The organism is Streptomyces sp. NPDC046122, assembly GCF_056429965.1.
Genome location: NZ_JBWKLQ010000003.1, coordinates 177,964 through 198,666, shown reverse-complemented (window position 1 = coordinate 198,666; position 20,703 = coordinate 177,964). Strand labels below are relative to the sequence as shown.

General features: G+C 71.8%; 22 protein-coding genes and 1 pseudogene. 16 read left to right on the top strand and 7 right to left on the bottom strand.

All coding sequences use genetic code 11. From position 1 onward, the window contains the following. The first annotated feature begins 216 nt into the window (after positions 1-216). Both AC07FK_RS10215 and AC07FK_RS10210 read left to right on the top strand, forming a co-directional pair. Entirely contained in the window at positions 217-342 is a 126-nt protein-coding gene (locus AC07FK_RS10215; protein WP_479104273.1) for a hypothetical protein, read from the top strand. Between the two features lie 38 nt (positions 343-380). Then, the gene (locus AC07FK_RS10210; RefSeq protein WP_479104271.1) at positions 381-1,064 is read left to right on the top strand and encodes a glycerophosphodiester phosphodiesterase; all 684 of its coding nucleotides are present in this window, start codon (positions 381-383) and stop codon (positions 1,062-1,064) included. 44 nt (positions 1,065-1,108) lie between these two features. Here the strand turns inward: AC07FK_RS10210 and AC07FK_RS10205 are convergent, their stop codons facing one another. After that, positions 1,109-1,660: a GNAT family N-acetyltransferase gene (locus tag AC07FK_RS10205; protein ID WP_479104269.1), complete on the bottom strand. Its 552-nt coding sequence runs from the start codon at positions 1,658-1,660 to the stop codon at positions 1,109-1,111. A 71-nt stretch (positions 1,661-1,731) separates the two neighbouring features. Between AC07FK_RS10205 and AC07FK_RS10200 the strand changes: the two genes are divergently transcribed. The 6 genes and pseudogenes from AC07FK_RS10200 (at position 1,732) to AC07FK_RS10175 (ending at position 5,510) form a co-directional block, all read left to right on the top strand. Continuing rightward, complete coding sequence (locus tag AC07FK_RS10200; protein ID WP_479104267.1) at positions 1,732-2,118, top strand: VOC family protein; 387 nt, start codon at positions 1,732-1,734, stop codon at positions 2,116-2,118. Positions 2,119-2,214: 96 nt separating this feature from the next. Further along, on the top strand, positions 2,215-2,778 hold the full coding sequence (locus AC07FK_RS10195; RefSeq protein WP_479104265.1) for a DUF5134 domain-containing protein: 564 nt from the start codon (positions 2,215-2,217) through the stop codon (positions 2,776-2,778). A gap of 86 nt (positions 2,779-2,864) precedes the next feature. Next, positions 2,865-3,800 (top strand): M56 family metallopeptidase, encoded by a 936-nt coding sequence (locus AC07FK_RS10190; protein WP_479104263.1) that lies wholly within the window; start codon positions 2,865-2,867, stop codon positions 3,798-3,800. 58 nt (positions 3,801-3,858) lie between these two features. Beyond that, the gene (locus AC07FK_RS10185) at positions 3,859-4,545 is read left to right on the top strand and encodes a phosphatase PAP2 family protein (protein ID WP_479104260.1); all 687 of its coding nucleotides are present in this window, start codon (positions 3,859-3,861) and stop codon (positions 4,543-4,545) included. Positions 4,546-4,547: 2 nt separating this feature from the next. Beyond that, positions 4,548-4,700: pseudogene (locus AC07FK_RS10180) on the top strand (hydrolase); the annotation flags it as partial. Positions 4,701-4,868: 168 nt separating this feature from the next. Beyond that, on the top strand, positions 4,869-5,510 hold the full coding sequence (locus AC07FK_RS10175; protein ID WP_479104258.1) for a TetR/AcrR family transcriptional regulator: 642 nt from the start codon (positions 4,869-4,871) through the stop codon (positions 5,508-5,510). Here AC07FK_RS10175 and AC07FK_RS10170 read toward each other — a convergent pair. Beyond that, positions 5,498-6,985: an LVIVD repeat-containing protein gene (locus AC07FK_RS10170; RefSeq protein ID WP_479104256.1), complete on the bottom strand. Its 1,488-nt coding sequence runs from the start codon at positions 6,983-6,985 to the stop codon at positions 5,498-5,500. The genes AC07FK_RS10175 and AC07FK_RS10170 overlap by 13 nt on opposite strands. Before the next feature lie 180 nt (positions 6,986-7,165). On the opposite strand from AC07FK_RS10170, the gene AC07FK_RS10165 reads away from it, so the two are divergent. Next, entirely contained in the window at positions 7,166-7,846 is a 681-nt protein-coding gene (locus tag AC07FK_RS10165) for a DUF305 domain-containing protein (protein ID WP_479104947.1), read from the top strand. An 8-nt stretch (positions 7,847-7,854) separates the two neighbouring features. On the opposite strand, the gene AC07FK_RS10160 is transcribed toward AC07FK_RS10165, so the two are convergent. Continuing rightward, the gene (locus tag AC07FK_RS10160) at positions 7,855-8,301 is read right to left on the bottom strand and encodes a DUF6214 family protein (RefSeq protein WP_479104254.1); all 447 of its coding nucleotides are present in this window, start codon (positions 8,299-8,301) and stop codon (positions 7,855-7,857) included. 189 nt (positions 8,302-8,490) lie between these two features. Here AC07FK_RS10160 and AC07FK_RS10155 point away from each other — a divergent pair, with 189 nt between their 5' ends. After that, complete coding sequence (locus AC07FK_RS10155) at positions 8,491-9,852, top strand: FAD-dependent oxidoreductase (RefSeq protein WP_479104252.1); 1,362 nt, start codon at positions 8,491-8,493, stop codon at positions 9,850-9,852. Between the two features lie 99 nt (positions 9,853-9,951). Here the strand turns inward: AC07FK_RS10155 and AC07FK_RS10150 are convergent, their stop codons facing one another. The 4 genes from AC07FK_RS10150 to AC07FK_RS10135 form a co-directional block, all read right to left on the bottom strand. Then, positions 9,952-10,305 carry an ArsR/SmtB family transcription factor gene (locus AC07FK_RS10150; RefSeq protein ID WP_479104250.1) on the bottom strand — a complete coding sequence of 118 codons (354 nt, stop codon included), beginning with the start codon at positions 10,303-10,305 and terminating at the stop codon, positions 9,952-9,954. Between the two features lie 131 nt (positions 10,306-10,436). Further along, entirely contained in the window at positions 10,437-11,534 is a 1,098-nt protein-coding gene (locus AC07FK_RS10145) for an NADH:flavin oxidoreductase/NADH oxidase (RefSeq protein WP_479104248.1), read from the bottom strand. A gap of 135 nt (positions 11,535-11,669) precedes the next feature. After that, positions 11,670-12,518, bottom strand: a complete 849-nt coding sequence (locus AC07FK_RS10140; RefSeq protein ID WP_479104246.1) for an SMP-30/gluconolactonase/LRE family protein — start codon at positions 12,516-12,518, stop codon at positions 11,670-11,672. Further along, the gene (locus AC07FK_RS10135; protein ID WP_479104244.1) at positions 12,515-13,285 is read right to left on the bottom strand and encodes an IclR family transcriptional regulator; all 771 of its coding nucleotides are present in this window, start codon (positions 13,283-13,285) and stop codon (positions 12,515-12,517) included. Before AC07FK_RS10135 ends, AC07FK_RS10140 begins: the two co-directional genes overlap by 4 nt. 203 nt (positions 13,286-13,488) lie before the next feature. Here AC07FK_RS10135 and AC07FK_RS10130 point away from each other — a divergent pair, with 203 nt between their 5' ends. The 6 genes from AC07FK_RS10130 (at position 13,489) to mmsB (ending at position 20,691) form a co-directional block, all read left to right on the top strand. Continuing rightward, complete coding sequence (locus AC07FK_RS10130; RefSeq protein ID WP_479104242.1) at positions 13,489-14,637, top strand: mandelate racemase/muconate lactonizing enzyme family protein; 1,149 nt, start codon at positions 13,489-13,491, stop codon at positions 14,635-14,637. Beyond that, entirely contained in the window at positions 14,634-15,647 is a 1,014-nt protein-coding gene (locus AC07FK_RS10125) for a zinc-dependent alcohol dehydrogenase (protein ID WP_479104240.1), read from the top strand. Before AC07FK_RS10130 ends, AC07FK_RS10125 begins: the two co-directional genes overlap by 4 nt. Before the next feature lie 135 nt (positions 15,648-15,782). Beyond that, complete coding sequence (locus tag AC07FK_RS10120; RefSeq protein WP_479104238.1) at positions 15,783-16,781, top strand: hypothetical protein; 999 nt, start codon at positions 15,783-15,785, stop codon at positions 16,779-16,781. Between the two features lie 6 nt (positions 16,782-16,787). Next, a complete protein-coding gene (gene chvE / locus AC07FK_RS10115) occupies positions 16,788-17,891 on the top strand; it encodes a multiple monosaccharide ABC transporter substrate-binding protein (protein ID WP_479104236.1) in 1,104 nt (367 codons plus the stop codon). Positions 17,892-17,926: 35 nt separating this feature from the next. Next, positions 17,927-19,447: a multiple monosaccharide ABC transporter ATP-binding protein gene (mmsA, locus tag AC07FK_RS10110; RefSeq protein WP_479104234.1), complete on the top strand. Its 1,521-nt coding sequence runs from the start codon at positions 17,927-17,929 to the stop codon at positions 19,445-19,447. Positions 19,448-19,452: 5 nt separating this feature from the next. After that, complete coding sequence (gene mmsB, locus AC07FK_RS10105; RefSeq protein WP_479104232.1) at positions 19,453-20,691, top strand: multiple monosaccharide ABC transporter permease; 1,239 nt, start codon at positions 19,453-19,455, stop codon at positions 20,689-20,691. Positions 20,692-20,703 lie beyond the last annotated feature (12 nt).

The window sequence follows — 20,703 nt, the reverse complement described above, 5'->3', positions numbered from 1 at the left end:
CAGCTAAGCCTCGAAGATGACGGAGAACTTCACGGTGCCTCCAGGGGGTGCGGCCGAGCGGTGCGTCCATGGCGCGCTTGTTTCGATTAGGTATGTGGCTAGTCGTCATGCCGTGACGAAGCAGGACGCGCGGCACCGCGTCAACGTCCGCCGGGACCCGCCACACACGGGTGACGCAGTTCGCGCGACACCGCCCCGCGGGGGTAGGACGGACGGGTGAGCACCCGCGCAGTCCTCGTCGCCGCCCTGATCACCGGTCTGATCCTCGGAATCGCCGGCACCCGAGCGGAGCACTCCGCTTCTCCGCGCGAGACGGGTTCCCTCCTGGAAGCGGGCCGTTAGGCTGCCGGGGAGCCACTGTCGACGGAAGCGAGACTGCCTTGAGTTTCCTCACCATTGGTCACCGCGGGGTCATGGGTGTCGAACCCGAGAACACCCTCCGCTCCTTCGTCCGCGCCGAGCAGGCCGGCATGGACGCCATCGAGCTGGACCTGCATCTGAGCAAGGACGGCGCGCTCGTGGTCATGCACGACGCCGAGGTGGACCGTACGACCGACGGCCGGGGCGCGATCGCCGACCTGACCGCCGCCGAACTGCGCGGGCTCGACGCCGGCCAGGGCGAGCGGGTCCCGTTCTTCGAGGAGGTCCTCGACGCGGTGCGCTCGCCGCTCCAGGCGGAGATCAAGGACGTGGCCGCGGCGCGGGCGCTCGCCGAGGTGATGCACCGCCGAAACCTGGCGGGCCGGGTGGAAGTGTCCTCGTTCCACGACGAGGCGGTCGCCGAGATCGCGTCGCTCGTCCCCGGCGTGCGCACGGTCCTCGTCGCCAGCCGCTACGGCACCGACGTGGTGGACCGCGCCGAGGCGGTGGGGGCGGCGACGCTCGCGCTGAACATCCGACGGCTGACCCTGGAGACCGTGGAGCGCGCCCACGCCCGGGGACTGCGGGTCATCGGCTGGGTGGTGAACACGCAGGACCACCTGCGGCTGGTGCGGGCGCTCGAGCTGGACGGCGCGACGACCGACTATCCGGAGATCCGCCGCACGGGCCGCTTCACGGCGTAGGCCCGACACGCGGGGCGCCCGCGGGACGGCTTCCCCTGCCTCCTCTAGCCCAGCGCCTTGACCAGCAGCTCGAACTGCAGGTCGTCGCGCTGCGGGACGCCGAAGCGCTCGTCGCCGTACGGGAAGGGGGTCATCCGGCCCGTACGGCGGTAACCGCGCCGCTCGTACCAGGCGATGAGGTCCTCCCGCACCGAGATCACCGTCATGTGCATCTCCCGCGCGCCCCAGACCTCCCGGACCGTCCGCTCCGCCTCGGCGATGATCACCTTTCCGAGGCCGGCGCCCTGCATGCGGGGACGCACGGCGAACATGCCGAAGTACGCTGCCTCGCCCCGGTGTTCGAGCTGGCAGCAGGCGACCAGCTCGCCGTCCCGCTCGACCGTGAGCAGCCGGCTGTCCGGTGACTCGATCACGTCGAGCACGCCCTCGGGGTCGGTCCGCTGCCCCTGGAGGATGTCCGCCTCCGTGGTCCAGCCCGCGCGGCTGGCGTCCCCGCGGTACGCCGACTCGATGAGCGCGACGAGCGCGCCGGCGTCGGCCTCCGTCGCGTCGCGGAAGGTGAGCTCTGCGGCGGCCGGGCGCGGGGTGGTCTCCATGAGGGGCGCTCTCCAGATCTGTACGTCGGGTCGGGCGACCCCGAGCCTAACCCGCGCTAGTGTCCGGGTGCATGGTGCATGTACTGAGCGGCAGAACGCTGCTGCGGCCCACGGATCCGGAACGTTCCCGCGCGTTCTACGGCGAGGCCCTGGGCCTGGCGGTGTACCGCGAGTTCGGCACGGGCCCGGAGCGCGGAACGGTGTACTTCCTCGGCGGCGGCTTCCTGGAGGTCTCCGGCCGCTCCGACACCCCTCCCGCCCCCGGTCTCCGGCTGTGGCTTCAGGTCGCGGACGTGGCGGCCGCGTACGAGGACCTGTCGGCGCGCGGCGTGGACGTGCTGCGCCCGCCGGTGAAGGAGCCGTGGGGGCTGATCGAGATGTGGATCGCCGACCCCGACGGAGTGCGCATCGCGGTCGTCGAGGTTCCCGCGGACCACCCCCTGCGCCACCGCCCCTGACCCCGTCGCGCGCCCCCCGCACCCCTGTGCGCTCGCGTACACGGCCGCGCGCGTGGGCATCGACGGGACGGACACCGTCGATGGGGGAGGTACGCCGTGCACGGACAGGCGATGTCCGGCTGGCTGCTCGTGGCCCTGTGCGCCGCGACCGGCGCGTACTGCCTGCTGCGTCTGCGCAGCGGCGGGGCGCAGCACCGCGAGGAGGCGGCCGGTGAGGCGCTGATGGGGTTCGGGATGGCCGCGATGGCGGTGCCGGCCGCCGTGCTGGCGCCTCCCGCGTGGGGGTGGGCGCTGTACGCCGCCGTGTTCGGCGGGGCGGCCCTGCGGGGGCTGTGGCAGGCGCGGACGGGCTCCGTTCACGCGCACCACGTGGTCGGGTCGCTGGCCATGGTCTACATGGCTCTGGTGATGGCGCCCGGGGGCGGGGCCGGGCACCCGCACGCCGCCGGGTACGCGGCGGGCGGCGTCCCGGCGCTGACCGGCGCGCTGCTGCTGTACTACGCCGCGTACGTACTGCGCTCGGGCGTGTGGCTGATGCCGGCCGGCGCGGGACGGGCGGGACCCGGCGGCGTGGTCGCCTGGGGTGCGCGGCCCGAGCTCGTGCTGGCCTGCCGCGTCTCCATGGGCCTGGGCATGATCGCGATGCTGGTCACGCTCTGAGGGACGCGGCGTCGCGGGCGTGTGCTGCGTCACTTGCGGGCCGCGACCATACCCGGGAGTAGGGCCGCGCTCATAGGCTGACGGCCATGACGGTTGCCCTCGCACTCCTGCTGCTCGGTGTCGTCGCCGCCGTCGCGGCCCCGCGGCTGATGTCGCGCGCCGACTGGCGGGAGCGGGAACCCGTGGTGGCCCTGTGGGTGTGGCAGTGCGTCGTGGCCGGGGTGCTGCTGTGCTTCGGCCTGTCGATGACGTTCAGCGCGGCCGCCGCCTGGCAGGCCGTGCGGGGCCGGATCTTCGCACCGGCCCCGCACGGCGTGATGGAGGCGTACGCCCTTGCCGCGTACGGGCCTTGGTCGGCGGTCATCGCGGTGCTGCTGGCCTGCGGCGGGGCCTGGACCGCCGCGATGCTGACCCGGGAGATCCGCCGGGCGCGCGTACGGCGCGCGCAGCGGCGCGCGCAACTGCTGGTGCGCGCTCCACTGCTGCCGGGTGAGGAACCCGGTGGCGACCGGCTCGTCGTGCTCGAGGGCGAGCGCCTGGACGCGTGGTGGCTTCCCGGGGCCACGCCCCGACTGGTCGTCACGACGGCGGCGTTGCGGCGTTTGAAGGGGCACCAGCTCGACGCCGTACTGGCGCACGAACAGGGTCACGTGCGGGCCAGGCACGACTGGCTGCTGCACTGCGCGTCCGCGCTCGCGATCGGCTTCCCGCAGGTTCCGGTGTTCGCGGCGTTCCGGGACGAGATGCACCGGCTGGTGGAGCTGGCCGCCGACGACGTGGCATCGCGGCGCTTCGGGCGGCTCACGATCGCGCTCGCGCTGGTCGAACTCAACGAGGACCGCGGCGTGTTCGGCCCGTGCCCGACCCCGCACGCCGAGCTGCCGCAGCGCGTCGACCGGCTGCTGGCGGCGGCGCCCCGGCTGACGGCGGGACGCCGGCTGCGCCTGACGGCCGCCGCCTCGCTCGTCCCGGCCGTACCGCTGCTGGTGGCGTTCGGTCCGGGGCTCAGCGCGCTGGGGTAGCGCCGCCCGACGGCGGGCGGGCTGGCTTCCGGCGACGGCCGTGGGCGAGGATCTTCCCATGCGCTCCTCCCAGCTCGCCCCTGCCTCCCGTCCCGCCCGTTCCCCGGCCGTACTCGCGGCCGTCGTCCTCACCGCGCTCTCCGTCGTCCTGCTGCTGCTCGTCGCCGTGGAGTGGCGACCGCTCGTCTCGATGGACCGCGCGGCCGGGGACGCGCTGCACGACTCGGCGGTCGAACATCCCACCGTGACCCACACCAACCGGATTCTGTCCGACTGGGTGTGGGACCCGTGGACGATGCGCGCCCTGGTGGCCGTCGTGTGCGTATGGCTGATCCGCCGCGGGGAACGGCTCCTCGCGCTCTGGATCGCCGTCACCAGCCTGGTCGGCGCGCTCGTGCAGCAGGCCCTCAAGGCGGCGGTCGGCCGGGAGCGGCCGGTGTGGCCGGATCCGGTCGACTCGGCCCACTTCTCGGCCTGGCCGTCCGGCCACGCGATGACGGCGATGATCACGTGCGGGCTCCTGGTGTGGCTGCTCGGGGTGCTGGGCGCGGACCGCAGGCTGCGGATCGCCGTCCTGGTGGTGGGGACGGTGTCCTGGACCGGCGTCGGTCTCACCCGGGCGTACCTCGGGGTGCACTGGGTGACCGACGTCCTGGGGGGCTGGCTGCTGGGGGCGACCGTCGTGGCGCTGTCGGTGGTGGCCTACGGCCGCCTGGCCGCTTCCCGGGAAGCGCCGTCCGCATGACCGGCCATGATCCGCGCGACGTCCTGATGGTCGGCGACAGCCGGCGCGCCGACGGCGGCGCGGCGGAACTCGGCGGCGCCGTGCACTTCGTGGACCACCTGCCGGCCGGGGAGCGGCCCGCGGGTCTGCTGCCGGTCCTGCGGCTCGTGGGCTGAGAGCGGCGCGCGGCGTACGGCCTGCCCGCACGCGAAAGCGTCTGTATCCGGCGGTCCCCCGCGCCGCCGGATACAGACGGCCGTGCCCACGAGCCAGGCCCGGCGAGGCGCCTGTCGTGGGACCACTGAGTATATTGGCTCCGGGCCAGTCAACGCAGGAGTTACAGGATGTCCCCGCGCAGCGCGTCGGTCAACGAGGAATTGCGTCGCCGTTCCCGGGAACGGCTGCTGCAGGCGACCGTGGAGCTCGTCGGGGAGCGGGGCTACGAGGCGACGACGCTCGGCGACATCGCGGACCGGGCCGGATCGGCGCGCGGACTGGTGTCGTACTACTTCCCCGGCAAACGGCAGTTGCTGCAGTCCGCCGTCCACCGTCTGATGCACCGGACGCTCGAATCGGCCCTGGAGCGCGAACCGCGCACTGAGGACGGCCGCGAGCTGCTCGCCCGCGCGATCGACGCCGTCCTGGGTCTCGCCCGCGACCACCCGGTGCTCATGCGCACGCACATGGCGGGCATCCTCCAGGCCGAGGGCTTCGTGCGGTGTCCCGAACAGCAGCGGCTCGCGGAGCTGTTGCGGGGCGCCGTGGCGCGCTACGGATCGGCGGACGTGGACGCCGACTACCGGCTGCTGCGCGCGCTGCTGATGGGCGCGGTGTTCGCCGTGCTGCTGCCGGGTGCGCCGATGCCGCTGTCCAGCCTGCGCGCCGAGCTGTTCCAGCGGTACGGGCTGGACTGGGAGCTCGGCGTGCCGCCGGGCGGAGAACCGCCCGGCGGCACGCGTACGCGGACCGTGGGTCAGCGGCGGTAGTCGGGCTGCGTCTGCACGTTGAGCTCGTGCAGCCGGACCTTCCTGGCGCCGTCGGTGCGCTTGTCCTTGAGCTTCAGGACGTCGAAGCCCTTGGCCATGTCGTTCGAGTAGATGTAGCCGTTGTAGTAGTACGCCGACCAGGAGCCGGCGGTCACCGCGGAGTCCGCGCTGACCGGGCCGCGCTCGAAGAAGGCGATCTCCTTGGGCTTGGCCGAGTCGGTGAAGTCCCAGACGGAGACGCCGCCCTGGTACCAGGCCTGGACCATGATGTCCTTGCCCTTGACCGGGATCAGCGACCCGTTGTGGGCGACGCAGTTCTCGGTGGCCGCCTGGTGACGGTCGATCTTGAAGTAGCTCCTGAAGACGAGCTTGCGCTGGTCGCCCTTGCCGGTGATGTCGTAGATGCCGTCGGCGCCGCGCGTGGGGCCGGTGGCCTCGTTGCAGGTCGCGCCGGCGCCGCCGCCGAGCTCGTCGGTGAAGACGACCTTGTTCGCCTTCTGGTTGAACGTCGCCGAGTGCCAGAACGCGAAGTTGACGTTGTCCTGGACACGGTCGATGACCCGCGGCTTCTCCGGGTCCTCGATGTCGAAGATGATGCCGTCGCCCATGCAGGCGCCGGCGGCCAGGTCCTTCGAGGGGAGCACGGTGATGTCGTGGCAGCCGGTGGTCTTCGAGACGCCCGGGTTGGTGGGCGCGCCCGGGTTTCCGCCGTCGGGGAAGAGCACCGGGAAGTCGACGATCGCCGACTTCTCCGGGGCGCCGCGCGGCACCTTGATGATGGAGATGCCGTCGTGCGGCGGCCGGCAGTCAGGGAACGTGTCGCTGGGCGAGTACGACGAGACGTACACGTAGACGTTGCGGCGCTCGGGCACCAGGGTGTGCGTGTGCGAGCCGCAGGCGGTCTCGACGGCGGCGACGTACTGCGGGTTGCTCTTGTCGCTGATGTCGAAGATCTTCATGCCCTCCCAGGAGGACTTCTCCGTCGCCGGCTGCGAGGTGCTCGCGCAGGAGTCGTCGTTGCGGGAGGAGTCCGTGGAGAGGAAGAGCAGGTCCCCCGAGACGGAGATGTCGTTCTGCGCTCCGGGGCACAGCACCTGCGAGACCGTCTTCGGGGCCTTCGGGTTGCTGATGTCGAAGATGCGGAAGCCGTCGTAGTTTCCGGAGAAGGCGTACTTGCCCTGGAACGCCAGGTCCGAGTTGGTGCCCTTGATGGCGTCCTTGGGCACGTTCACCAGGTGCTCGATGTTCTTGCTGTGGACGATCTCGTCCACGCCGGGTATCTCGCCGCTCTCGATGGCGGCCCTGGCTTCGGCCTGCTGCGAGGTCGTCAGGCTCTTCTTCTTCGCGGGCGCGTCTCCCGGGTCGGGGGTCGCCGCCGCGGGGCCGGCCGTCAGCAGCGTGGCGATGAGCCCTGCCGCGGCTGTTGCCACGCCCAGGCGTCTGCGCCGCACGCGGGTGATGTGCAACGAGGTCACTGCGTCCTCCCTTGTATCCGTTCGCAGTTGAACGGTTGATACACCCCGGCAGTATCGTCGTTTGCATGCACATCTCAACAGGTGGCAACGACAACGTAATGAAAGTTTTTGATCACTGCTGTTCGGAAGCGTGCTAAGAACGGACATCACCCACCCCATGTGCCCCAGGAGGACGCCGTGCTGATCCGCCCCCAGACCACACGCGCCCGCAGACCCGGGATCGGCCGCGCGGCCGTCCCCGTCGCGTGGGCGGCGGTCGCCGTCCTGGGCCTCGGCGCGTGCGACGCGGACGGCTCGGCGGACGCGCCGAAGAGCAGGGCGGGCGGCGGGCCTTCGGTCGTCGCACCGGGCAGGCCGGGCGAGCCCGCCCGGACCATGTCCGCGCAGGAGGCGGCGAAAGCACTGCCCGACGGCTCCCCCAACGGAGCGGACTTCCGCTACGCGCGCATGATGATCGAGCACCACGCGCAGGCGCTCGAGATGACGGAACTCGCCCCGAAGCGGGCCCGGTCGGCGCCGGTCGAGCGCCTCGCCGAGCGGATCACGGCGGCCCAGCGCCCGGAGATCGACGCCATGCGGGGCTGGCTCGCCAACAACGGCGGCGAGAAGCACAAGGGCGGCCACGACCACGGGGCGATGCCCGGAATGGCCACGGACGAGCAGCTCGCGCAGTTGCGCGCCGCCGAGGGCGAGCAGTTCGACCGGCTCTTCCTGAAGCTGATGACCGTCCACCACGAGGGCGCGGTCGCGATGGCGACTGAGGTCCTCACCCAGGGGAACAACGTCCAGGTCGAGGAGATGGCGACGGACGTGATCGCGCAACAGACCGCCGAGATCGGCCGGATGCGCGACATGCGGTAGCCGGGCGCCTAACGGCGGTTGTGGCGCGGGGGCAGACTGCCTTCGTCGCGCGCGCTCGCGATCAGCCGCAGGGATCTGCGCCTGCTGCGCCCCGTCGCGCACATCACGGCGAGCACCGGGTCCTGCCCGGCCTGCTGCGCCGCACGGTACGCCTCGGCGGCGATGCGGCGTCCGGCCCGGCCGCCGGGCCAGGCCGGACGGGCCCGCCCCGCGGGCGGCTGCTTCGGCGCCGGCGCCGCCTCCCCGGCCGGCCGGGGAGCCTCGGCGACCACGCGGCGGGCGCCGCCCAGCGGCCCCTCGACCCACTCGGCGGACGCCGTGAAGCCGTCCAGCGGCAGGTCCGCTCGCACCTCCTCGACCGTGATCCGCCGCTCGGACACTTCGGCGAGCACGTCGATCCGGGCGCCGTCGGCGAAGGTGAGGCGGACGGTGAACCAGGCGGGCCGTTCCGGCACGGCCGCATTCGGTTCATAATGGTTGTTAACGTCAAAAAAGGTACTTTCCAGCACGGTGAGAACGTAACCCCACCCCGCGCGGGCCTCGCCGCGGCGCGCACGCGGAACGCCGCAAGGCACTCCCTCAGAGCATCTCCCCCGGCCCGCCGATCGGTGCCATGCTGGAGACCCTTGCGGGAAGGAGCCCCTGTGCTTCGCGTCGCAGTGATCGGCTCGGGCCCCAGCGGCGTCTACGCCGCTCAGGCCCTCGTACAGCAGGAGACCGTGCCCGACGTGCGCGTGCACGTCCTGGACCGGCTGCCGTGTCCGTACGGACTGGTGCGCTACGGCGTCGCACCGGACCACGAGAAGATCAAGTCGCTCCAGGGAAGCCTGCGCACCGTTCTGGAGGACGAGCGGATCACCTTCGTCGGCCATGCCGAGGTGGGTGCGGCGGGCCTCACCTGCGCACGGTTGCTGGAGCTGTACCACGCGGTCGTGTACTGCGTGGGGGCGGCGACCGACCGCAGGCTCGGCATCCCCGGTGAAGACCTGCCGGGGAGCTGGTCCGCCACCGACTTCGTCTCCTGGTACAGCGCGCACCCGGACGCGTCCGCGAACGGCTTCGCGCTGGCCGCGCGTTCGGCCGTCGTCATCGGCGTGGGCAACGTGGCGGTGGACGTGGCCCGGATCCTGGCGCGCGGCGCGCACGAGCTGCTGCCCACCGACGTGCCCCAGCCGGCGCTCGACGCCCTTGCGAACAGCCGGGTGCGCGACGTGCACATGGTGGGGCGGCGCGGCCCTTCGCAGGCGAAGTTCACCACCAAGGAGCTGAGGGAACTCGGCACGCTGCCGGACGCCGGCGTCGTCGTACGGCCCGACGAGCTCGCCCTGGACCCGGCGTACGCCGATCCGGAATCGGCCGCCGCCGCGGGCCTGCCCGCCGTGAACCGGCGCAATGTGGAGGTCCTGAGGGCCTGGGCCGCCGGGGGCGGCGAGGCGCGGGCGCGCCGCGTCCGGCTGCGGTTCTTCCTGCGGCCGGTGGAGGTGCTGGAGGAGAGCGGGCGGGCGGCGGGCGTGCGCTTCGAGCGCACGGTGCCCGACGGCAGCGGCGGCGTCCGGGGCACGGGAACGTACGAGGACATCGAGGCGCAGCTGGTGCTGCGGTCGGTGGGCTACCGGGGAGCGCCGCTTCCCGGGCTGCCGTTCGATCCCGGGAACGGCACGGTGCCGCACGCCGCGGGGCGCGTGCTGCGGGACGGTGTGGCGTCACCGGGCGAGTACGTGGCGGGCTGGATCAAGCGGGGGCCGACCGGAGTCATCGGCACCAACCGGCCGTGCGCCAAGGAGACGGTGGCCTCGCTCCTGGCGGACGCGCGGGCGCTGGCCGCGCGCCCGGTCGCGGACGACCCGCTGGCCGCGCTGCGGGAGTCGGGCGTCCGCCCGGTGGTGTGGGACGACTGGCGGGCGATCGAGGCGGCGGAGGCGGCGCTGGGCGTCTCACTGGGCCGGCGGTCGGTGAAGCTCCACGACTGGGCGGGCCTGCTGGCCGCCGCGCACGGCGGCGGCTGACGGCGGCGGCGGAGGGCAGTGCCGAGCGACGTGTGGATGGGGCGGCCCGGCACGCCGCCGCGATCACGTCCCGGCCGTACCCCCGCAGCCGCGCCGTCGTCAGCCGTCGGTGCCGAGCCGGTCCGCTTCCAGGGCGGCCGCTTCCAGAACCCGTTCGATGAGGCCGGGGAAGAGCGCGTCCAGGTCGTCGCGGCGCAGCCCGTTGAGCTTGGCGGTGCCCCGGTACGCCTGGTGGATGACGCCGCTCTCCCGCAGGACGCGGAAGTGGTGGGTGGTCGTCGACTTCGTGACGGGGAGGGTGAAGTACGAGCAGGCCAGGTCGGTCTCGGCCACCGCCATCTCCCGCACGATGAGCAGACGCATCGGGTCGGAGAGCGCGTGGAGCACCCCTTCGAGACGGATCTCGTCGCGCGTCGGGTGCGCGAGTTCACGCGTGCTCGTGGCGGTGGTCACGACGTCTCCAGTTCGTCCGGGGCACCTATCGTACGACGCCCTTCGTAATTACGGGCCCGGTCGCAGGGCGCGTGCCGGGGACGGCCGGACCGGTGCGGCGGAGGCACCGCACCGGCCCGCTCGCGCCGTTCTCAGATCGCCCACCGGTACTGGTCGGGCGTGCGCACCTCGCCGCCCAGCGCGCGGGCGGCGTGGAGGGCGAACGAGGGGTCGCGCAGCAGCTCCCTGCCGAGCAGGACGGCGTCCGCCCTGCCGTCGGCGAGGATCTTGTCGGCCTGCACCGGGTCGGTGATGAGGCCGACCGCGGCGACGGGCATACCCGTCTCGTCACGCACCCGCTCGGCGAACGGCACCTGGTAGCCGGGGCCGACGGGGATCCGCGCGCCGGGCGCGAGTCCGCCGGACGAGACGTCGAGCAGGTCGACGCCGTGCGCCTGGAGTTCGCGGGCGAAGCGGACGGTGTCGTCGCCGGTCCAGCCGCTCCGCTCGTCCTCGGCGTTATCGGTCAGCCAGTCGGTGGCCGAGATGCGGAAGAACAGCGGCAGTTCGTCGGGCCACACGGCACGCACCGCGTCCACGACCTCCAGGGCGAACCGCGTGCGGTTCTCGAAGGAACCGCCGTAGCGGTCGGTGCGCCGGTTGCTGTGCGGGGAGAGGAACTCACCGATCAGGTAGCCGTGCGCGCCGTGGATCTCGGCCACCTTGAAGCCGGCCGCGAGGGCCCGCCGCGCCGCGTCGGCGAACAGGCCGACGATCTCCTCGATCCGCTCGGTCGTGAGCTCGCTGGGCACCGCATGCGCCTCGTCGTACGCCAAGGGGCTCGGAGCGACGGGCTGCCAGGCCTCGGGGTCGTCGACGAGGGGCGCCCCGCCGCGCCAGGGCCGGTCCGTGGACGCCTTGCGTCCGGCGTGGGCCAGCTGGATTCCGGGGACCGTGCCCTGCTGCTCCAGGAAGGACGTGATGCGGCGGAGCGCCGCCACCTGGCGGTCGTTCCAGATGCCCAGGTCGGCGGGGCTGATGCGACCCTCGGGGCTCACCGCCGTGGCCTCGACCAGGATCAGTCCGGTGCCGCCGGCGGCGCGGGCCCCGTAGTGGGCGAAGTGCCAGTCGCCCGCGACCCCGGCGTCCGGCCCGGACACGTCCGCGCTGTACTGGCACATGGGCGCCATCCAGAGGCGGTTGGCGACGGTCAGCGAACGCAGGGTGACGGGCTCGAAGAGGGCACTCACGAGAAGGGCTCCGTTTCAGCGGGGTGCGGCTGGATCGACGGCCAGGTACGGTTAGTACGAAGCACGCCGTACTACGAAACACACCGTACTACGACACCCATCAAATTACGAAGCCCTTCGTACAAGGAGGTTCGCTCAGCCTCCGAAGGGCGTGCCGGGAAGACCACGGCCCGCGTCCGGGAGGACCAGCAGGGAGCCGGCGAGCGGCTGGGGGCGGGCCAGGCCGGTGCGGGCCGTGGTGACGTACAGGTCGCTCAGGCGGGCGCCGCCGAAGGCGCAGGCCGTCGGGCGGCACGCGGGCAGCGGGAAGACCCGGTCGAGCCGCCCGTCCGGCGTGTAGCGCCGGATCGCCGCGCCGTCCCAGAGCGCCACCCAGACGCACCCGTCGGCGTCGACGGTCAGGCCGTCCGGGTAGCCGGCGCCCTCCTCGACCGTCACCCACGCGTGCCGGTTCACCGCGTGCTCACCGGCCATGTCGAAGACGTCTATGCGGCGGGTGGGCGAGTCGGCGTAATACATGAGACGTCCGTCGGGGCTCCAGCCGGTGCCGTTGCTGACCGCCGCGGTCGCGACCCGCGTCGCCGTGCCGTCCGGCGCCATCCGGGTCAGACCGCCGCCCCCGGGAGCCTCGTCGTACCGCATGGTGCCCGCCCACAGCGCCCCGTCGGGGGCGACGGCCGCGTCGTTGCCGCGGCGGCCGGGCGCGGGGTCGCGCACCAGCCAGGAGAAGGACAGGTCCGGACCGTACAGGCCCACTCCGTCGCGGAGGTTGACGACCAGGCCGCCGCCCGCGCGCGGCTTGGCCGCGCCGACGTGCTGCTCGGTGGCCATGACCGTACGGCGGCCGCTCACCGGGTCGTAGGTGTGGACGCGCGCGGACAGGATGTCCACCCATATCAGCCGGCCCGCCGCCGCGTCCCAGGTGGGCCCCTCACCGAGGGACGCCCGCTCCCGCACCGCGACCCGTACGGCCTGCGGTGTCACGGCCGGACCCGGTGACCCAGGCGGACCGACAGGTCGGCCGCGCCCTTTGCGGCGAGCTCGGCCAGCTCCGCCTCGCGCGCATCGCTCCACCGGATCATGGGCACGGAGATGGAGAGCGCGGCGACGACGCGCCCCGCGCTGTCGCGCACCGGCGCGGCTACGCAGCTCACGTCCGGGTTCGACTCCCGGTGCTCGAAGGCGAGCCCGCGTTCCCGGATCTCGGCGAGGGCGGAGCGCAACGCACCCGGATCGGTGATGCTGTTGGGCGTCATGGCGGCGAAGGACCGTCCTGCGACACGCGCTTCGAGTTCCGCCTCCGGCAGCGAGGCGAGCAGCATCTTGCCGACGGAGGTGCAGTGCGCGGGCAGCCTGCGGCCGGCGGCGGAGACCATCCGGACGGCGTGCGTGGAGTCCACCTTCGCGATGTAGATGACGTCGGCGTCCTCCAGGATCGCGACGTGCACCGTCTCGTCGCAGGTCTCGGCCACCTCGCGGGCGACCTGCTGCCCCTCCGCCGCGAGGTCGAGCTGTTCGGCGTACCGGCTGCCCAGCTGGTACGTGCGCACCCCGAGCCGGTAGCGGCCGGGCTGGTCGGGGACGGGCACCACGTATGAGCGCGCGGCGAGAGTGGTGAGCAGTTCGTGCACGGTGGTGCGGGGCAGTTGGAGCTTGCGCGTGACGTCCGGCGCGGACAGGGTGCCGTCCCCCTCCAGGAACAGCTCCAGTATGTCCAGCGACCTCGTCACCGCCGGGACCAGTCGTCCCATGATCGGCCACCCACCCCTTCCGTTCGAAACCCCGACCATTGGCCGGTATGACGAACACAGGCTAACCACAGGTCCGTTCACCGGGCAATGGCCGGAGCTTCACCCCGCTCAAGCCATTGACACCCCCTGGAGGCGCTGATTACGGTCACGCCAGCATTTCGAACGTGTGACGAAATCTCGAACAGATCCGAAGGGCAACTGCCTTGCGTATTACGGGAATCAGCACGCATGTCGTCGGGACACCCTGGCGCAATCTCACCTATGTCGTCGTCCACACGGACGAAGGCCTTACCGGCGTCGGCGAGACCCGGATGCTCGGCCGCACCGACGCGCTGGTCGGCTACCTGCGGGAGGCCGAGGCCAACCACATCGCGGGGTCGGACCCCTTCGCCGTCGAGGACCTCGTCCGCCGCATGAAGTACGGCGACTACGGGCGGGCCGGCGAGATCGTCATGTCGGGCATCGCCGTCGTGGAGATGGCCTGCTGGGACATCAAGGGCAAGGCGCTCGGCGTCCCGGTCTGGCAGCTGCTCGGCGGGAAGGTCACCGACAAGGTGAAGGCGTACGCCAACGGGTGGTACACCACGGAACGCACCCCCGAGGCGTACCACAAGGCCGCGCGGGCGGTCGTCGAGCGGGGATACCGCGCACTGAAGATCGACCCGTTCGGGACCGGTCACTACGAACTGGACCACGCCGGGACGCTCTACGCGGTGTCGCTCATCGAGGCCGTACGGGACGCGATCGGCCCGGACGCCGAGCTCATGCTGGAGATGCACGGGCGCTTCTCCCCCGCCACCGCCGTCCGCCTCGCCCACGAGCTGGCCCCCTTCCGGCCGGCCTGGCTGGAGGAGCCGGTTCCGCCGGAGAACCTCAAGGCGCTGGAGAAGGTCGCGGCCAAGGTGGACATGCCCGTCGCCACCGGGGAGCGCATCCACGACCGGATCGAGTTCCGCGAGCTGTTCGAGTCGCAGGCGGCCGACATCATCCAGCCCGACCTCGGCCACATCGGCGGCATCCTGGAGGCCCGGAAACTCGCCGCGACCGCCGAGACGCACTACGTGCAGGTCGCGCCGCACAACGTGGGCGGTTCCGTGCTGACCGCCGCCAGCCTCCAACTGGGCGCCTGCACGCCCAACTTCAAGATCCTGGAGCACTTCAACGACTTCGCGGACGCGGAGATCAAGAAGGTGGTGCGGGGAGCGCCCGAAGTGGTCGACGGGTACTTCGAGGTGTCCCACGCCCCGGGCCTCGGGGTCGAGCTCGACGTGGCGGCGGCCGCCGAGTTCCCCCAGCAGCAGGCGCGGTTCGACCTGTGGGCCGAGGGCTGGGAGCAGAGGCGGCCGAAGTGAGCAGCCGTTCCCTCGTGATCGAGCGGCCCGGCGAGCACCGGCTGGCGACCGGGCCGCCGCCCGAACCTGGGCGCGGCGAGGTGCTGGTGCGGGTGGCCGCCGCCGGGATCTGCATGAGCGACCGGGAGGTGTACGACGGCCACCGTGACGCGGCGTACGTGCGCTACCCGGTGGTTCCCGGGCACGAGTGGTCCGGCACGGTGGAGGCGGTGGGGCCGGGCGTCGACGGCGGGCTCGTGGGACGCCCGGCGGTGGCCGAGGGGTTCCGGACGTGCGGCACGTGCGCACGGTGCCGGAGCGGCGACACGTCGCTGTGCACGGCCGGGTACGACGAGACGGGCTTCACCCGGCCCGGCGCGTTCGCCGACCATGTCGTCGTGCCGGCCCGGCTGCTGCATCCGCTCGCCGACGACGCGGACCTGCGGGCCGCCGCGCTGCTGGAGCCCGCCGCGGTGGTGGCCGCCGCCGTGCGGGCCGGGAGCGCCGAGGCGGGCGAGCGGGTGGCGGTGGTGGGGGCGGGGACGCTCGGACTGCTGGCGGTCCAACTGCTGGCCGCCGGGAGCCCCGGCGAGCTGGCCGTGGTCGACCCCCGCGGGGAACGGGGCGTACGGGCACTGGAGTTCGGGGCGAGCGATGCCCTCTCGCCGGAGCAGGCCGACGAGTGGGCGGGACGGTACGACCTCGTCATCGAGACCGCCGGAGCGCCCTCCACCGCGGCGTCGTCGTGCCTGCTGGCCCGGCGGGGCGGCCGGGTCGTCCTCACCGGGATGTTCGCGCCTGGGGCGACGGGCATCGATCCGGTGCACCTGTCGCTCAGCCAGCTCACCGTGCGGTCCGTCTTCGGCGCGCCGTCCTCGGCCTGGTCGTTCGCCGTACGGGCCTTCGGGGCCGGTCTGCTCGACCCCGCGCCGCTGATCACGCACGAGTTCCCCCTGGAGGGGTTCGCGGACGCGATCGCCCTCGTCGGCGGCGGCGACCCGAAGACGGGGAAAGTGCTGCTCCGCCCGTAAGGGGGGCACGCGCCCCGCCCTCGCACGTCCCACGCTCCCGTTGCGGACGGCCCGGGCGGGCCCGCCCGGCGAGCCCGCCCAGCCGTACTCACGCATCCGAACCTCGTCCGAAATACCGAACCGCCAAGGAGTCCCGTGACAGCCCCGTCCCCGTCGACCCCCCGCCGTCCCGGCGCCGACGCCCTTGCCCGTCTCGGGCACCCCGCCCCGGACGACAACCCCGCCGACGCCTCCCCGCACGCCTTCCCCGACGGGGGCGCCTGGCGCACGGAGATCCCCTCCGTCGAAGGCCCCGAGGCGCTCGCCGTCGTACTCAAGGAGAGTGCGCGCCTGGACGTACCGGTCCACCGGGTCAGCCAGGGCAGCGGCGTCTGGATGCTCACCGACGACGACATCACCGAGATGGTGGAGTCCTGCGCCGAACGCGACATCGAGCTCTGCCTGTTCACCGGGCCGCGCGGCACGTGGGACATCGGCGCCGCCACCCGCAGCGACTCGGGCGGCGCCGGGCTGCGCGCCCGTGGCCACGACGCGCTCGCCGGGTGCGTCGAGGACGCCCTGCGGGCCACCGCGCTCGGGGTGCGGTGCCTGCTCGTCGCGGACGAGGGCGTGCTGTGGACGCTGCACCGGATGCGCGCCGACGGGCTGCTGCCCGCCGACACCACCCTCAAGGTGTCCGCGCTGATCGGCCCCGTCAACCCGGCCTCGTACGCCGTCTACGAGCGGCTCGGCGCCGACTCGGTCAATATCCCCTCCGACCTCGCACTCGCCCATTTCACGGAGATCCGCCGGGCCAGCCGCGCCCCCATGGACCTCTATGTGGAGGCGCCCGACGACCTCGGCGGCTACATCCGCATGTACGAGACGGCGGAGCTGATCCGCCGCGGCGCGCCCCTCTACCTCAAGTTCGGGCTGTCCAGGTCGCCCGGCATCTACCCGTACGGCGCGCAGCTGCGCGACACCGCCCTGGCCGGCGCCCGCGAGCGCGTCCGCCGCGGCCGTCTCGTACTCGACCTCCTGGCCCGCCACGGCGCCGACGGCGGCATGTCGCCGCTCGGCTCCCGGCTCCCCGGGCCCCTCCAGCGCTTCCCCGCCACCACGACCGCCGCCACCACCCTCCCCGCGAAGGACTGATCCGTCATGATGCGACGCACATCCCGGGCCGCGACCGCCCTCACCGCCACCGCACTCGCCCTCTCCCTCGCCGCGTGCGGCCAGAACGCCGAGGGCGGCAGCAAGGAGAAGAAGTCCGCCGGGGACGGCACGATCGGCATAGCCATGCCGACGAAGTCCTCGGAACGGTGGATCGCCGACGGCGACAACATGGTCGAGCAGTTCCGGAAGCTCGGCTACAAGACGGACCTCCAGTACGGCGAGGACGACGTCGACCAGCAGGTGTCGCAGATCGAGAACATGATCACCAAGGGCGTCGACGTGCTGGTGGTCGCCGCCATCGACGGCCGCGCGCTGGGCGACGTCCTGCGCCAGGCCGCCGACCAGGGCGTCAAGGTCATCAGTTACGACCGTCTCGTCCTCGGCACCCCGAACGTCGACTACTACGCCTCCTTCGACAACGAGAAGGTCGGCGTCCTGCAGGCGACGTACATCATCGACAAGCTGGGCCTCGACGGCGGCAAGAAGGGCCCGTTCAACGTCGAGCTGTTCGCCGGCTCGCCCGACGACAACAACACCCGCTACTTCTTCCAGGGCGCGTGGAAGACCCTCAAGCCGTACATCGACAGGAAGCAGATCGTCGTCCGGAGCGGCCAGACCAAGCTCGACCAGGTCACGACCCTGCGCTGGGACGGCGGGACGGCGCAGAAGCGCATGGACGACCTGCTCACCAAGGCGTACGGCTCGGAGGACGTGGACGCCGTCCTCTCCCCGTACGACGGCATCTCCATCGGCATCCTGTCCGCGCTCAAGTCGGACGGCTACGGTACGGCGGCCAAACCGTACCCCGTGGTCACCGGTCAGGACGCCGAGGTCGCCTCGGTGAAGTCGATCATCGCGGGGCAGCAGACGCAGACCGTCTACAAGGACACCCGGGCGCTCGCCAAGCAGGCCGTACAGATGGCCGACGCCGTGCTGAACGACAAGAAGCCCGAGGTCAACGACACCAAGACGTACAACAACGAGACGAAGGTCGTCCCCGCCTTCCTGCTCGACCCGGTGAGCGTCGACAAGACCAACTACCGGTCCGTTCTCGTCGACTCCGGTTACATCAAGGCGAGCGACCTGTGACGGCGGGGCCCACAACGGCGCCGCCCGTCCTGGAAATGCGCTCGATCGTCAAGACGTTCCCCGGCGTGAAGGCCCTGTCCGACGTGACGCTGACGGTGGCGCGCGGCGAGGTGCACGCGGTCTGCGGGGAGAACGGCGCAGGGAAGTCGACGCTGATGAAGGTCCTCAGCGGCGTGCATCCGCACGGGAGTTACGAGGGGGACATCCTCTTCGACGGCGAGCACTGCGCGTTCAAGGACATCCGGGCCAGCGAGGCGCACGGCATCGTGATCATCCATCAGGAGCTCGCCCTGGTGCCGTACCTCTCCCTCGCCGAGAACATCTTCCTCGGCAACGAGCACGCCCGGCGCGGGGTCATCAGCTGGAACGAGACGCTGAAGCACGCGGCGGCGCTGCTCAGGCGCGTGGGTCTGCGCGAGCATCCGCAGACGCGGGTCGCGGACATCGGGGTGGGCAAGCAGCAGCTCGTCGAGATCGCGAAGGCGCTGGCCAAGGAGGTGAAGCTGCTGATCCTCGACGAGCCGACGGCCGCGCTGAACGACGCGGACTCGGCCCAGCTGCTGCGTCTGATCAAGGAGCTCAAGGAACAGGGCATCACGTCGATCATCATCTCCCACAAGCTCAACGAGATCGCGGAGATCGCCGACTCGGTCACCATCCTCCGCGACGGCAGGACCATCGAGACGCTGGACGTCAGGGCTCCGGAGACCACCGAGGAGAGGATCATCCGCGGCATGGTCGGCCGCGACCTCGACCACCGCTTTCCCGAACGGACCCCGTACGAAGGGGACCCTGGCGCGCACCCCGCCCTCGAAGTCCGTGACTGGACCGTGCACCACCCCATCGACCAGCAGCGCAAGGTCGTCGACCAGGTCTCCCTGCGCGTGCGCCGGGGCGAGATCGTCGGCATCGCCGGGCTGATGGGGGCCGGGCGCACCGAACTCGCCATGAGCGTCTTCGGACGGTCGTACGGCAGGAACATCAGCGGTACGGTCCTGAAGGACGGCGAGGAGATCCGCACCAGGACCGTTCCGGAGGCCATCGGCCACGGCATCGCGTACGTCACCGAGGACCGCAAGCACTACGGCCTCAACCTCATCGACACCATCGGCCGCAACATCACCCTCAGCGCCCTGCCCAAGGTGGCCCGGCGCGGCATCGTCGACGAGCACGAGGAGACGCGCGTCGCCGAGTCGTACCGCCGCAGCATGAACATCAAGGCGCCGACCGTGTTCGAGCAGGTGGGACGGCTCTCCGGCGGCAACCAGCAGAAGGTCGTCCTCAGCAAGTGGATCTTCGCCGGGCCGGACGTGCTGATCCTCGACGAGCCGACCCGGGGCATCGACGTCGGCGCGAAGTTCGAGATCTACAGCGTGATCGACCGCCTCGCCGCCGACGGCAAGGCCGTCGTCTTCATCTCCTCCGAACTCCCCGAACTGCTCGGCATGTGCGACCGCGTCTACACGATGTCCGCCGGCCGGCTGACCGGCGAGATCGCGCGCGCGGACGCGACCCAGGAAGTACTGATGCGTCACATGACCATGGACAAGAGGTAAGAGAGATGGGCAGCCCGGTCACCACCGAGAAGCCGGGGCGGCAAGCCGCTCCGCCCGGACCGCGCGGTTCCGCGGTCAGCACGCTGCTGCTGGACACCATGCGCCGCAACATGCGCCAGTACGGCATGCTCATCGCTCTCGCGCTGATCGTCGTACTCTTCGCGATCTGGACCGACGGCGTACTCCTCCAGCCGAACAACGTCACCAATCTGGTCCTCCAGAACAGCTACATTCTGGTCCTCGGCATCGGCATGATGATCGTCATCATCTCGGGCCACATCGATCTGTCGGTCGGCTCGCTCGCGGCGTTCGTCTCCGCCGCGTGCGCGGTGATGATGGTCGAGCACGACGTCCCCTGGGTGCTCGCCACCGTGATCGCGCTGATCATCGGGGCGGTCGCCGGCGCCTGGCAGGGCTTCTGGATCGCGTACGTCGGCATCCCGTCGTTCATCGTCACGCTGGCCGGCATGCTGCTCTTCCGGGGCGGTACGCAGATCTTCCTCGGCTCGCGCTCCATCGGCCCCTTCCCCGAGGGCTTCCAGAAGATCTCCACGGGCTACCTCCCCTCCCTCGGACCGGACACCGACTACCACAACCTCACCCTGCTGCTGGGGCTCGTACTGCTCGTCTTCGCACTGGCGCAGGAGGTGCGCGACCGGCGCAGGCAGCTCAGTTACGAGCTGGACGTGCTGCCGCGCTCGCTGTTCCTCGCCAAGTGCGCGGCCATGGCGGCGGCCGTGCTCGCCTTCACCCTGACGCTGGCCAGCTACCGGGGCGTGCCCGTGGTGCTGCTGCTGCTCGCGGTGCTGCTCATCGGTTTCGGTTTCGTGATGCGCAACGCGGTCGTCGGACGGCATGTGTACGCGCTGGGCGGCAACCAGGCGGCGGCGAAGCTGTCGGGTGTCAAGGACAAGCGCGTCACCTTCCTGGTCTTCGTGAACATGGGCGTGCTCGCCGCCCTGGCCGGAGTCGTGTACGCGGCCCGGCTGAATGCGGGCGTGCCGCAGGCCGGCGTCAACTTCGAACTGGAGGCGATCGCGGCGGCGTTCATCGGCGGCGCGTCGATGAGCGGCGGCGTCGGAACGGTCTTCGGCGCGATCATCGGCGGTCTGGTGCTGGGCGTGCTGAACAACGGCATGTCGCTGGTCGGCATCGGCACGGACTACCAGCAGGTCATCAAGGGTCTGGTGCTGCTGGCGGCGGTCGGCTTCGACGTGTGGAACAAGCGCAAGGTCGGTTCATAACTCCCCGAAGGG